We start from the raw sequence: 14128 nt of genomic DNA, 5'->3' as shown, positions 1-14128 counted from the left end.
TCCTTCCTCAAGGAAACTCAAAGCCCGCAGTTCCCGCTGCGGGTTTTTTCTTTGCGCGCCCCATCCATGCGGGCAGGTAGACAGGCCGCGTTCGCACAGATAAATTCCTCATACTATTTCGACCTTAAATCGCGCGCCCCACTCATACCTTGCCGGAATCCGCATGCAATTTTTCACCTTGCTCCGTCAGGCACCGCGCCAGCTGGCCTTTGGCGCGCTGCACAGTTTCGGCTCTTCGTTCGGGCAGACGTTTCTGGTTGCGCTTTTTGTGCCCTTTATCTCGGCAAGCTTGGCACTCAATGAAACCGAATTTGCCAATATCTATGCCGGGATCACCATTGCCAGCGCACTTTGCCTGCCGGTCGTTGGCCGCTGGATCGACAAGGTGGATATCCTGTCCTACAGCTTGGCAACCATGGCGCTTCTCGCACTTGGCTGTGTGATGATTTCACTCGCCGGCAATGTCTGGATGCTGATTGCCGCCCTGTTTGTGCTGCGTCTGGCCGGCCAAGGCTTGATGAGCCATGTCAGCATGACCGGCATCGCGCGGTATTTTTCACGCAGTCGCGGACGGGCGCTGGCGATTGCCAGTTTCGGCTTCCCCCTGGCGGAGGCCATCCTGCCCGCGACCTTGCTGGCCCTGATTGCCGCTTTTGGCTGGCGCTATACCTATGCCGGGTCGGCGGTCTTCATTCTGGTCATTCTGCTGCCGGCTGCGATCTGGCTTATTCGCGGCGATGCAAAGTTCCGAAAGGCGCCCACAAGATCACCGGCAAAATCAAACGAGTCGCCAAACACATCTGCCGCAACCAACGCTGCCCCATCCAACGCCGCCCCATCCAACGCCGATAGCACCGAGTCCCCGTCGCCTGACGCTTCAAGTGATCATCCGCGCCTGTTCAAGTCGCTGTATGTCTGGTTCTGCATGCCGATGCTGGCTGCACCGCCCCTGATCATGACCGCCCTGTTTTTCCATCAGGGGGCCATTTCCACCCACAAGGAAATTGAACTGGGTTGGTTTGCCGCCGGGTTCACGGTTTTTGCCATCACATCGGTGCTGGGCGCGTTTGGCAGTGGTCCGCTGATTGACAAGCATTCGGCCCGCCGCCTGTTTCCCTGGCATCTGATCCCGATGATGGTTGGTATTGCCATTCTGGCCCTGACAACCACGCCATGGGTGATCCTGATTTATATGGGGCTGGTGGGCATTACGGTCGGCTTTGCCACGACACTGCGCACTGCCATCATCCCGGAATTGGTCCCGCTTGATGAAATCGGTGCGGTGCGCAGCACGTTGACCGCCGTGATGGTTCTGGCATCCGCGATGGGACCGGCAATTTATGGCTGGATGTTTGCCGCCGACATTTCGATTGCGATGATGCTGGTCATTACACTGATTGCATCCACTGTGGTCAGCATTGGCTCCTGGTTCTCGGAACGGCCAGGGTTCTATGTGCCGCCAAACATTGCGCCGCAAGAAAGCCATTCGGGATAATGGCCCGGACCCGAACAAAAAAATGGCCCGGAACACAAAAGTGTCCGGGCCAGTCGGGAAAACAGCGTCAAATAGGGAGGAAGACGCTAGATAGAAACCGTAGTCGTAGTCCCTGCCTGCGGGAGCACCTCTTGGGGAGGAAAATCAATCGGCGCTCGACCGCATGCAGTTAGGTCGTCAGTTAGGCAGCACCGCCAACGGTGCCAGCCGGATGGTTTACGTCGGCTGATTTCTCGGAACCTTTGAACAGGTTGCGGAAGAAGGAGCCTACGAATTCAGCGCGGAGCTGCTGACCCTTGCGTACACCTGCCTCGATTTCAGTGGTGGAGATGTAACGGGTGGTGATTTCTTCGTAAGTGGCCATGGTGACCTCCTGAAATTTCGTTCGTTGCGACCCATGTCGCTCTCGATGAACTCAATGTAATTTCCTTTACGGGGAAAGAGAATTACCTCAATATGCACATTACTTGTGAATGAGCGTCATAAATAGGAAGCTGAAATATGGATCGCGCCGCGGAAATGGAAATCTTTGTCCATGCTGTCGAGGAGGGAAGCTTCTCGGCCGCTGCCCGGACAATGCGCCTGTCACCGTCAGCCGTCTCGAAATACATCTCGCGCCTTGAGGATCGCCTCGGCGCGCGTCTTTTGATGCGCACCACGCGTCAGCTTAGTCTGACCGAAGAAGGCCGTGCCTTTTATGAGCGCGCGCGCACCATCCTGAACGAGATCGAAGAAGCCGAAGAAGTCGTAACACAGCTTTATGCCGCCCCGCGCGGGACATTGCGCATTAACGCATCGGTTGCCTTCACCAAAATGCAGGTGGTGCCCCTGATCCCGGAATTCCTGGCGCGCTATCCTGATGTTCGGATCGAACTGACCCTTGATGACAAATTCACCGATCTGGTCAACGATGGCTACGACCTTGCCATTCGTCTGTCGGCGCTTGAGGATTCATCGCTGATTGCGCGTAAATATGCCGTCAACCGCCGCATGATCGTGGCATCGCCGGAGTATCTCGAAAAGAACGGCATTCCGCGCAAGCCGCAGGAACTTGAAAACCACAACTGTCTGCATCTGTCATCGCGCGAAAGCTTTAACGACTGGCATTTCGAAACCCCGGATGGCCATGTATCCTTCCGTGCGCAGGGCTCTTTCTCTGCCAATGACGGTGACGTGCTGCACGAAGCGGTTCTGGCCGGGCTGGGCATGGCGCGCCTGGCGGAATATCTTGTGCACGAAGATATCCGCACCGGTCGTCTGACCCCGGTTCTGACCGAATATGTCCATGATCAGGCGTGGATTTCGGCGGTGTATCCCCATAAACGCCACCTGTCGCCAAAGGTCCGTGCCTTTGTTGACTTTCTGGCGGAAAAATTCACCCCGGTCCCGCCATGGGAGCTCGGCTTCCGCGATGCCCGTGCGGTCACCCGCAACAGCGACGGCACCACCGACACCGCAGCCGCGGCACGCGATCGCGCCAAAGAGCGCACCTAAGCCGACCGATCAAGCGCCTAGGAGGGCAGGGCTTTCTGATAGGCGGCGAAGTCAAACCGGAACTGCAGCTCCGATGAGTTGGAAAGATCATCCAGAATGCGGCTTTCGCCTGTGCGCGCAAAGCCGCATTTTTCATAGAACCGATGGCCGGCCTCAAACCGCGTATCGGTCCACAGCATCACCGCTTCGCATTCGGGATGCGTCTGACCAAGCCAGGCCAACGCCTTGGCCATCAGTTTTTGCGCCATGCCCCGCCCGCGCACAGCCGGATGCAGGTAAACCTTGTGAAGCTCGCCTTCGCGGCGGGCCACATCATATTTGACGCCAAAACAGCCCAGAACGCGGTCGTGGTCATCAACCGCGACCCAGATCCGGCCGTCATCGGCCTTGAAGTCATCGGCAATCGCATCAAGTTCGGGGAATTCGGCGGCGCGATCAAACACGCAACCGGGATAATCGGCAAAAACCAGCGCGATCAGATCGGCAATGCCATCACCATCGCGGTTAAAGGCTGGCCGGATCGTCAAATCACCGACTGTCTGGGTCGCAATGTTTGTCATCAGCCCAGAACGACTCCCTTTGCAAGCTTGTCATAGCCGCGCAGCACCGCATCGGTATCCATCACCGATTTGCCCGGACGCTGAATGCGGGTCGGACGCAGCGCGCCGGTGCCGCAGCCAATCGTCAGCTTGTCATCAAGGATCTCACCCACCGGGCCGGACTGATCAATCACTTCAGCCGCCTGCACCTTGATGCGTTCCTTCCCCAACTCGAAATAGGCCCCCGGCCACGGGGTAAAGGCACGGATTTTCCGCTCAAGTGCTGCGGCGTCATCATTGAAATCAAGCTTGGCCTCGGCACGTTCAAGCTTGGCGGCATAGGTCACACCCTCTTCGGGCTGCTTGGTGGCAACAAGCTCCCCCTTGGGCAGCTTTTCAAGCGCCTCGACAATCATCTTCCCGCCAAGCTTGGCGAGATCATCATGCAGGGCATTGGCATAGGTCTCGGTCGTGATTGGCAGTTCGCCAATCAGAAGCATGTCACCGGTATCAAGCCCGACATCCATCTGCATGATGGTGACCCCGGTCGCCGCATCCCCGGCCAGAATGGCGCGCTGGATCGGCGCCGCGCCACGCCAGCGCGGCAGAAGGGACGCATGAATGTTCAAACACCCGTGTTTTGGCGCATCCAAAATCGCCTTGGGCAGGATCAGGCCATAGGCCGCGACCACCGCAACATCCAGATCAAGATCGGCAAAGGCCTGCTGTTCTTCGGGCGATTTCAGCGACACCGGATGGCGGACCTCAATCCCCTGCGCGGCGGCCCAGGCATGCACCGGGCTTGGCGTTTCCTTGTGCCCGCGCCCCGCCGGACGCGGCGGCTGTGAATAGACGCACACCACGTCATGCCCGCTTGCAACCAGATCCTTCAGCGCCACAAGGGCAAAGTCCGGGGTTCCCATAAAGGCAATGCGCAGCTTGGTCATATCAATCCCATTCATCTTTTGAGTCTTCTGGCGGCAATTTGGCGTTATCCTGCCCAAATGACAAGCCAAGCCTTACCCCAATCGCCCAAATACCCGGTCACCCACATCTGGCACGCAGACTGGAGCCTGTCGGCAAAAGGTCGCTGGGTCGCCAAAGCCACCCGCCGTGAAACCGGGTGGCACATCCATGCCATCGAGCCGGTCGGGATGCTCCATCAGTTTCGCCAATCGCTTGCCAGCCATGGCAAGACCGACGCGCTCTGGCTGGGCCTTGATATACCCATTGGATTTCTCGACACGTGGTATGATGGCGCGAATATCAAAGACTTTAAAAGCCTTCTGGCCGTGCTTGGTGACGATCATTGGCAGGATTTTTTTGAAGTTTGCGAATCACCGGATGAAATCCGGCACACCCGGCCATTCTATCCGCAAAATTCCGGCACCAAAGGCAGTGTCAAACGTGATCACCTGATCACGGCATTGGGCCTGCCAGACTTCGATGCCCTGCATCGTCGCTGCGAACGGACCACCAATCCCAAAGATGCCCCATCACGCAACGCCGCCTGCCCCGCCTTCTGGACATTGGGGGCCAATCAGGTCGGCAAGGGCATGTTGCACGGCCTCAAACACCTGATCATGCCGGGATATGCCGACGGATTTAACATCTGGCCGTTTTCGGGTGATCTTGAAGCCTGCAGCAAATCCCCCGGCGTCACCTTGATTGAAACCTATCCCGGAGAGATTTATGGCTGGCTTACTGATATAAGTGAGTTGACTAAATCAAATCAGGACAGTCGCAAAAACTACCTGCACAAACTCCGCCACGATGCCCGCGCCGTGGGCATTGAAATCAGTCCTGCGGTCTGGGCCGACATCAAGGATGGCTTTGGTCCGGATCACGGCAAGGATGATGCCTTTGACGCGCTGATTGGTGTGATGGGCTTGATTGAAATTGCCGAAGGCCGCCGCCCTGAACATCTGCCCAAGGCGCCAAGTGTTCTGGAACGGGAGGGTTGGATCGTCGGACTGAACCCTGACGACCTGAAACCACGTCGCCCTTGAACGACAAAGGGTGAATGCTCGGATCGTCATTCCCGCGAAGGCGGGAATCTGCCAACAACTCCGGAAGTTATGGATTCCGGGTCTGCGCTCTGCTCCGCGCGGAATGACGATATTGGTCGACGTCAGAGCAAAACAAAAGGGCCGGAAAACCGGCCCTTCGCATGCATTTAATGATCGAGAGTCTCAGGCAGATTTCTTGGTTTTCTGCAGCTTCTGGACTTTTTTCAGGATCATGTTGCGCTTGAGCGCGCTCAGATAATCGGTGAACAGAACGCCATCCAGATGATCTATCTCGTGCTGGATGCAGGTCGCAAGCAACCCGTCTGCCTCGATCTCGTGCGTTTCGCCGTTTTCATCCATATAGCGCATACCGACTTCGGCCGGGCGTTCGACATCGGCATATTGTTCCGGGATCGACAGGCATCCTTCCTGATAGATCGAGGTTTCCTCAGATTCCCAGATGATTTCCGGATTGATCAGTTTGAGCGGTTCCGGCTTGTCCTTGTCATCGGACACATCCATGACCACCACGCGCTTCATTACCCCGATCTGCGGTGCTGCAAGGCCAATGCCCGGTGCCGCATACATGGTTTCAAGCATGTCATCGAGAAGGGTCTTGATCTCATCATTCACGGCTTCGACCGGTTCGCATTCCTTTTTCAGGCGCGGGTCTGGAACGATAAGAATTTCACGCAGGGCCATGGGTCTCTGATCCGGTTTCGAACTTGATGAAATATATAATTATAGCGAATTTCGCGCTTCGAGATAAGGTCTCCCCACGCCCAAGTCAAGCAAGCAGCCCGATTTGCGCGTGATGGCTGCCATGCCTGCGCCATGAAAACCGCCTTAACGCACCGCGTTATTCTTGCGCGTCGGGCGTGGCATCGTCACTGGCACCTTCTGCGCCGTCTTCGGGTCCAGCCAGCAATTCCATCTTGGTGATGTCACGCACATGGGTTTCCGACGGGGCTGGTTCCTCGATCATGCGGTCATCGGCAACAATATGCTTTTCCTTGAGCTTGCGCGCCGAGACCAGAACCGAACCTTCGAGCGTGCCCAGTGTCTTGTTGTAATTCTTGACTGTGCTTTCAAGCGACTTGCCCATGGAACTGAAATTCTTGGCAAGCGTGCCCAGGCGATCAAACAGTTGCTGGCCGATTTCACTGATATCCCGCGCACTTTCCGCCAGGGCTTCCTGACGCCAGCCATACGCCACCGCCTTGAGCAAGCCCAGAAGCGTGGTGGGTGTCGCCAAGATCACACCATCGCGGAAGCTGTCCTCGATCAAACGCGGGTCACGTTCAAGGGCGGCCGAGAAGAAGCTTTCACCAGGCAGGAACAGCACAACAAATTCCGGGCTGTCCACCGACTTCCAATAGGACTTCTTCGAAAGTTCCGTAATCACCTTGCGCACATTGGTGACATAGGTCGCCATCAATGCTTCGCGGCGTTCATCGTCATATTTCTCGTCAATCGCCTCAAGATAGGCTGATGTCGGGGCCTTGGCATCGACCACGATGTTCTTGCCGCCCGGCAGGTGAATGACCATGTCGGGTTTCTGAACGCCTTCGTCGGTATTGAAATGCACCTGCTCGTCAAAGTCACAATGCTTGAGCATCCCGGCAAGTTCGACAATGCGCTTGAGCTGCAGCTCGCCCCACTTGCCCGACACCGATGAACTGGACCGAAGGGCAGAACTCAGCGTCTGGGTTTCCTTGGACAATTTGTGTTGCGATTGTACCAAAGTCCCGACCTGCTCACGCAGCTCGCCGTAAGCTTCCTTGCGGTTTTTTTCAAGTTCATTAACCTTGGTATCAAAGGCTTCAAGGCGTTCTTTGATGGGTTTTACAAGGCCATCAATCGCCTGCTGGCGTTTTTCAAGATCGCCCTTGGCCCCTTCCTGCAGGCGCGAGAAGTTTTCACGCGCAAGCTTCATGAACTCGTCGTTATTGATCTTGAGCGCATCGGACGACAACGCCTTGAAGCTATCAAGCAGCTTGGTCTTGGCATCTTCAAGCATCTCGAGCTTTTCCTTGGCGGCCTCGCGCTCTTTCTCAAGCGCTGTTTCAAGCTCGGACCCCTTTTCGCGCCACTGATCAAGGGCGGTGCGAAGCTCTTTCACCTCGGCTTCAAGCACCGGCACCCGGTTGGCCGTTGTTTCGGCAATGGCGCGCTTTTCCGACGCATCGGAAAGCTTTTCACGCATCTGCGCGACCTCTGTCGCAAGATCGCGGCGCGTGTTTTCGGCGTGTTCGAGCTGCGATGTCAGAAGGGCTGTGCGCGACTCCGTCTCGGCCTCGGCGGCATCCTTGATGCGCTTGACCATCATGATGCTAAAGGCAAGTGCCAGAACAGATGCGCCAAGGGCACCTGCTGCCAAAGAAATCGGATCCATTGTCCCACCATTCGATTACGTGTTGCAGTCTTTGTATCTGTTTTGTTCCATCAAATCCAGAACCGAACCAGACAAACCCCATATCCGGGCACGGAAAAAATGTAATCGGCTTCACTGGCGAAGATTAAAATTCCAGATATATTTCAATACCATAAGGGAATACGATCCAAAACCAGCGACCGAACACCCCCAGAAAGACGGCGATGTTCGGTTTCACGTTCTGCAACCGGGTCACTTGACCCGTCATGGGGACCAAACCGGACCATGCCGCCCCCGTCTTAAGTTGTATTCCCTCAATACCTTCTGCGCACTAGCATAGGGCGCAAGCGACAGGACTAACTTTGCCGTGCCCGTTTCCTTTACCGGGCCCTTTACCGGGACCGATCACACACCGGACCGGGCATGGTGGCAAAGCAGTTTCTGAACCGCACCGAAATACTGCATCGGACTGATGCCTTTTTCGAGACCTTCGGAAAGTCATCCCAGGACCCCGGTGCCGACCTAGAGACCACAGGAAACGAACAAGAGGCCACATATGTCTGCGAACGTTTATCCCGTACCTGGCGACATCAAAAAGAACGCCCTGATCGACAAGGCGAAATACGACGCCATGTACAAACAGTCGGTCGAGGATCCGGAAGGCTTCTGGGGCGAACACGGCAAACGCATTGACTGGATCAAACCCTATAGCACCGTCAAAAACGTCAGCTACGATGCCAAAGACCTCTATATCAAGTGGTATGAGGACGGCACGCTCAACGTTGCGGCCAACTGCCTTGACCGTCACCTTGAAAAACGCGGCGATCAAACCGCCATCATTTTCGAAGGCGACGACCCCAACGTTTCCGAACACATCACCTATCGCGACCTTTATGAGCGCACGTGCCGTTTCGCCAATGCGCTGAAAACGATGGGCGTTGCCAAGGGTGATCGCGTTGTTATCTATCTGCCGATGATCCCCGAGGCCGCCGTTGCCATGCTGGCATGTGCGCGTATCGGCGCAATCCATTCCATCGTCTTTGGCGGTTTCTCGCCCGAAGCACTGGCTGGCCGTGTCGAGGATTGCGGTGCGAAAGTCGTTATCACCTCTGACGAAGGTTTGCGTGGTGGCCGCTCCATCCCGCTGAAACGCAATGCTGACGAAGCCCTGTCACATCCGGGCGTCAAATCGGTCGAGAAAATGGTCGTCGTCAAGCATACCGGCAAGGACGTTGCCTGGAACGATGCCCGCGACGTCTGGTATCACGAAGTTTGCGAAGCAGCCTCTACCGACTGCCCGCCGACCGAAGTCAACGCCGAAGACCCGCTGTTTGTCCTTTATACCTCGGGCTCGACCGGCAAGCCGAAGGGTGTTCTGCACACCTCGGGCGGTTACCTCGTCTATGCCTCCATGACCCATGAATATGTCTTCGACTATCATGAAGGCGATATCTACTGGTGCACGGCCGATGTCGGCTGGGTCACCGGTCACAGCTATATCGTTTATGGCCCGCTGGCCAATGGTGCGACGACCCTGATGTTTGAAGGTGTTCCGAGCTATCCGGACGCATCGCGCTTCTGGCAGGTTTGCGAAAAGCACAAGGTCAACATCTTCTACACCGCACCGACGGCAATCCGTGCCCTGATGCGCGAAGGCGAAAGCTTTGTGAACAAGGCCGATCTGTCGAGCCTGCGTATCCTTGGTTCGGTCGGTGAGCCGATCAACCCCGAAGCCTGGGAATGGTATTACGAACATGTCGGCAAAAAGAATTGCCCGATTGTCGATACCTGGTGGCAGACCGAAACCGGCGGCATCCTGATTACGCCGCTGCCGGGCGCGACCGACCTGAAACCGGGTTCGGCAACCCTGCCGTTCTTTGGCGTTCAGCCAGCCCTTCTGGATAACGAAGGCAAGGAACTGACCGGCGCAACCGATGGCAACCTTGTCATCAAGGACAGCTGGCCGGGTCAGATGCGGACGGTCTATGGTGACCATGAACGCTTCATCCAGACCTATTTCAGCACCTTCAACAACGTCTACACCACCGGTGACGGCGCACGTCGTGATGATGATGGCTATTACTGGATCACCGGCCGTGTTGATGACGTGATCAACGTATCGGGTCACCGTATGGGCACCGCCGAAGTTGAAAGCGCACTGGTCGCCCATTCCAAGGTGGCAGAGGCCGCCGTGGTCGGCGTCCCGCACGACATCAAGGGTCAGGGCATCTATGCCTATGTCACCCTGAATGCTGGCGAGGAACCGACCGACGAACTGCGCGCCGAACTGGTCAAATGGGTCCGCAAGGAAATCGGCCCGATCGCAAGCCCCGACTACATCCAGTGGTCACCGGGTCTGCCGAAAACCCGTTCGGGCAAAATCATGCGCCGTATCCTGCGCAAGATTGCGGCGAACGAATATGACCAGCTTGGTGATACCTCGACCCTTGCTGATCCGGGCGTTGTCGATGACCTGATCGATAACCGCCAGAATCGTTAAGAGCTGAACTCTGGCGACCCATCGTCGCCAGATACCCTTACACGGAAAGGCCCCTGCCAATGGCGGGGGCCTTTCTTGTATCCGGACAGTAATCAGAACTGTAACCAGAACTGTAATCCGGATCGCTTCAAGGGCTCGACGTGACGGCCGATCAACGCAATAATCCCCAAACTGAAAACCACCAAAAACACACATCAGCGGAGAACAGCACCGTGACACGCCCCACCCACAAAATCGCAGTCATCGCCGGCGACGGCATCGGAACCGAAGTCATGCCCGAAGGCATCCGCGTGCTTAAGGCCGCGGCCGAAATCTTTGACCTCGATCTGGTGTTTAATGAATTCGAATTCGGATCGTGCGACTACTACCAAAAGCACGGCAAAATGATGCCCGATGACTGGCGCGAACAGATCGAACCCCACGATGCGATCTTCTTTGGCGCGGTCGGCTGGCCCGATACGGTACCGGACCACATTTCGCTGTGGGGCTCGCTGATCATGTTCCGCCGCGACTTTGACCAGTATGTCAATTTGCGCCCGGCCAAACTGATGCCCGGCGTGCCCTCTCCGCTCGCGGGCCGCAAACCGGGCGATATTGATTTCTATGTCGTGCGCGAAAACACCGAAGGCGAATATTCCTCGGTCGGGGGCAAGATGTATCCCGGCACGGACCGTGAAATCGTCATTCAGGAAACCGTCATGTCGCGCACCGGCATTGATCGCATCCTTAAATATGCCTTCGAACTGGCCCAGAAACGCCCGCGCAAACACGTAACCTCGGCCACCAAATCGAACGGCATTTCGATCACCATGCCCTACTGGGATGAACGCGTGATCGAAATGGCGAAAAACTATCCCGACGTCACCTGGGACAAATACCATATCGATATTCTGACCGCCCAGTTTGTGATGAACCCGGACCGCTTTGACGTGGTGGTGGCATCGAACCTGTTTGGCGATATCCTGTCTGACCTTGGCCCGGCCTGCACGGGCACAATCGGCATCGCGCCATCGGGCAACATCAACCCGGAACGCAAATTCCCGTCCCTGTTCGAACCGGTCCATGGTTCGGCCCCGGATATTGCCGGCAAGGGTATCGCAAACCCGATTGGTCAGATCTGGTCCGGCGCGATGATGCTTGATCACCTTGGTCACACCGACGCCCATGACGCGATCATGAAGGCAATCGAAACCGTGCTTTTGGATGAAAACCTGCGTACCGCCGATCTTGGTGGCAAGGCCAACACCGTCACCTGTGGCGAGGCTATCGCCAAGGCCCTGCGCGACAACGCCTGAGGCGAAAACAGCCGAACGGTTTGAAAACATGGCCTGATCCCTGCCAACCGGGGATCAGGCTTTTCTCGTTTTGCACCACGCCCACGCTCACACCCCGGACACAAGCATGTGAATTCGCCGGATCGGATTTTTGCTTTACTGAGTATTTGAACACTCATTCCAGAAATCGGTCAGGAGGGTCTGGTGTCGTTCCTTGCCTCTATGTCTTTGCGTCGCGTCATCCCGACGACAATCGCCATTCTGGCCATTCTCGCGGCAGCGGCCACCGCCCTTTCCAGCTATCTGATTGCGCGCGATGCCCTGAATATGGGCGCCACCGAGAAACTTTCTGCCGTGGTCAGTGCGCGACAAAGCGAGCTGGATGGTTATTTCCGATCCATCGAACAGGACCTGATCCTGCAGGCCTCCAGTCCAGCACTTCGCCAATCCATCACCATTTTCGATTTTGCCTGGTCCGACCTTGGCAGCAGCGCGATGGCAACATTGCACAATCTCTATATTGATCAGAACCCGCATGACGCAGCAGAGCGCGACATGCTTGATCAGGCGCCGGACGGCTCAACCTATTCCGACATCCACAAACAATATCACCCATGGCTCCGTCAGCTGCGCCGTGAACGCTCCTATGGCGATATCTATCTGATCGGAACACAAGGAAGCGTGCTTTACAGTGTTTCGAAGACGGACGACTTTTCTGTCGATCTGTCAAAGGATGCCTATGCCACGTCCGGTCTGGGGCAGGTCTTTGCTGCCGCCCGCGATGCAAAACCTGGTACCGTCAGTTTCATCGATTTTACCCGCTACACCCTTGCAGACGGCAAGCCTTCCGCCTTCATGGCAGCACCGGTTTACGATGAAGCCGGGTCAAACCTGATTGGTGTCATGGCGGTGCGGATCCCGGTTGACCGCATCAACAGCACCTTGCAGGCAGCACAGGGTCTTGGTGAAACCGGTGACACCTATCTTGTCGGCGCAGACGGCTTGATGCGCAATGACACCCGCCTGATGGCCGAACCGACCAGCCTTCTTCGTGAAATCAATGCCGTCCCTGTCGACCTTGCCCTTGGCGGCCAAACCGGCACCATGACGGTGAATGATTTCGATGGCGCCATGGTGGTCTCGGCCTATACCCCGCTGGAAATTATCGATTCCCGGCTGGCACTTCTTGCAACGGTTTCCGCCGATGAAGTCTTCGCCCCAACAATCAATATGCGCAATGCTTCTTTGCTGATCCTTGTCATCGTTGCCGCCGTCGCCACCATTATCGGCTGGTCATTGGGCCGGGGCATCACCCGCCCGTTAACCCATGCGGTGTGCATGATGGAAAAGCTCGCCGCCGGAAAACTTGATGCCGAAATTCCACCAACCCGGGGAAATAATGCAATCGCACGCATCATGCAGGCCTTGGCCAATTTCAAAGAAAGCCTTCTGGAAAATGATCGCCTGACCCGTCAGCGCGAAGAGGAGAACCGCGAAAAACTGGCGCGCGCCACCGCCGTTGCCAACGCGGTCGACACCTTCCGCACCCGTGCTGACAATGTCGTGCAGGCGCTTTGCCATGCCTCGGAATCGATGGGCAACACCGCCAATGTCATGTCCGGTGCGGTGTCTGATACCACCCAGCTTGCCGGTGGTGTGGTCACCATTGTCGAACGTGCTGCGGATAACATCAATTCGGTTGCCAGTGCCGCCACCCAGCTCTCCACCTCGGTCGCGGAAATCGGCGATCATGTTCGCACCTCAAGCACGATTGCCCAAGGTGCCGTCACCCGAACCGAACACAGCAACCGTCTGGTGCAAAGTCTTTCGGAAAGTACGGTTAAAATCGGCGAAGTCATCACGCTGATCAGTGACATCGCATCCCAGACCAACCTTCTCGCCCTCAACGCAACGATTGAGGCTGCCCGCGCGGGCGAAGCGGGCAAAGGCTTTGCCGTGGTCGCCAACGAAGTCAAAAACCTTGCTGCGCAAACCAGCCGTGCAACCGGCGAAATCAGCGAACAGATCCTCGCCATTCAGGAAGCAACGCAGGAATCCGTCACCGCCATGCGCGACATTTCCGAGGTCATTGATGAAATCAACTCGATCTCGAACACTGTGGCCCAGGCCGTTACCAAGCAGGGTGAAGCCACCAGCAATATCGCACTTCGTGCCCGCGACACCGCACAGGGCACACGCGAAGTGCTCGACAGCATCAATGGCGTTCAAAATGCTGCCTGTAAAAGTGAAAACGCAACCGACGACGTGACCTCTGCGGCACATGAGCTTTCCGTTCAGGCGGCAAATCTTCGCAGCGAGATTGACCAGTTCCTCTCAGCGATCCAGATCGACGAGCGCGCCACCGGCTAGCAACATCCGCAAAAGTTTTGTGGCCTCCGCCAAACTGCGCCTGCCGGGACTTCAGCGCCCGGCAGTTTTTTTA

General features: G+C 56.6%; 11 protein-coding genes. 6 read left to right on the top strand and 5 right to left on the bottom strand.

Annotated elements, in window-relative coordinates:
* The first annotated feature begins 163 nt into the window (after positions 1 to 163).
* Positions 164 to 1495 (top strand): MFS transporter, encoded by a 1332-nt coding sequence (locus AUQ43_RS00255; protein WP_062953634.1) that lies wholly within the window; start codon positions 164 to 166, stop codon positions 1493 to 1495.
* Positions 1496 to 1676: 181 nt separating this feature from the next.
* Here the strand turns inward: AUQ43_RS00255 and AUQ43_RS00250 are convergent, their stop codons facing one another.
* On the bottom strand, positions 1677 to 1859 hold the full coding sequence (locus AUQ43_RS00250; protein WP_008889045.1) for a hypothetical protein: 183 nt from the start codon (positions 1857 to 1859) through the stop codon (positions 1677 to 1679).
* A gap of 137 nt (positions 1860 to 1996) precedes the next feature.
* Here AUQ43_RS00250 and AUQ43_RS00245 point away from each other — a divergent pair, with 137 nt between their 5' ends.
* Positions 1997 to 2989, top strand: a complete 993-nt coding sequence (locus AUQ43_RS00245) for a LysR family transcriptional regulator (RefSeq protein WP_062953633.1) — start codon at positions 1997 to 1999, stop codon at positions 2987 to 2989.
* A 17-nt stretch (positions 2990 to 3006) separates the two neighbouring features.
* Here the strand turns inward: AUQ43_RS00245 and AUQ43_RS00240 are convergent, their stop codons facing one another.
* A complete protein-coding gene (locus AUQ43_RS00240; RefSeq protein ID WP_062953632.1) occupies positions 3007 to 3549 on the bottom strand; it encodes a GNAT family N-acetyltransferase in 543 nt (180 codons plus the stop codon).
* Positions 3549 to 4475 carry a methionyl-tRNA formyltransferase gene (gene fmt / locus AUQ43_RS00235; RefSeq protein ID WP_062953709.1) on the bottom strand — a complete coding sequence of 309 codons (927 nt, stop codon included), beginning with the start codon at positions 4473 to 4475 and terminating at the stop codon, positions 3549 to 3551. The genes AUQ43_RS00240 and fmt overlap by 1 nt, the downstream gene beginning before the upstream one ends.
* A gap of 57 nt (positions 4476 to 4532) precedes the next feature.
* On the opposite strand from fmt, the gene AUQ43_RS00230 reads away from it, so the two are divergent.
* The gene (locus tag AUQ43_RS00230; protein WP_062953631.1) at positions 4533 to 5537 is read left to right on the top strand and encodes a hypothetical protein; all 1005 of its coding nucleotides are present in this window, start codon (positions 4533 to 4535) and stop codon (positions 5535 to 5537) included.
* Positions 5538 to 5720: 183 nt separating this feature from the next.
* On the opposite strand, the gene def is transcribed toward AUQ43_RS00230, so the two are convergent.
* A complete protein-coding gene (gene def, locus AUQ43_RS00225) occupies positions 5721 to 6239 on the bottom strand; it encodes a peptide deformylase (protein ID WP_062953630.1) in 519 nt (172 codons plus the stop codon).
* 157 nt (positions 6240 to 6396) lie between these two features.
* A complete protein-coding gene (gene rmuC, locus AUQ43_RS00220) occupies positions 6397 to 7932 on the bottom strand; it encodes a DNA recombination protein RmuC (protein ID WP_062953629.1) in 1536 nt (511 codons plus the stop codon).
* 535 nt (positions 7933 to 8467) lie between these two features.
* Between rmuC and acs the strand changes: the two genes are divergently transcribed.
* The 3 genes from acs (at position 8468) to AUQ43_RS00205 (ending at position 14055) form a co-directional block, all read left to right on the top strand.
* Positions 8468 to 10411: an acetate--CoA ligase gene (acs, locus tag AUQ43_RS00215; protein ID WP_062953628.1), complete on the top strand. Its 1944-nt coding sequence runs from the start codon at positions 8468 to 8470 to the stop codon at positions 10409 to 10411.
* A gap of 212 nt (positions 10412 to 10623) precedes the next feature.
* Complete coding sequence (locus AUQ43_RS00210; protein WP_062953708.1) at positions 10624 to 11706, top strand: tartrate dehydrogenase; 1083 nt, start codon at positions 10624 to 10626, stop codon at positions 11704 to 11706.
* 183 nt (positions 11707 to 11889) lie between these two features.
* Positions 11890 to 14055 (top strand): methyl-accepting chemotaxis protein, encoded by a 2166-nt coding sequence (locus AUQ43_RS00205; RefSeq protein ID WP_147250440.1) that lies wholly within the window; start codon positions 11890 to 11892, stop codon positions 14053 to 14055.
* Positions 14056 to 14128 lie beyond the last annotated feature (73 nt).

This window comes from Thalassospira sp. MCCC 1A01148 (assembly GCF_001613795.1).
GTDB lineage: Bacteria > Pseudomonadota > Alphaproteobacteria > Rhodospirillales > Thalassospiraceae > Thalassospira.
Note: the sequence above shows the minus strand (reverse complement) of the source record. Positions and strands in the feature narration are given on the sequence as shown.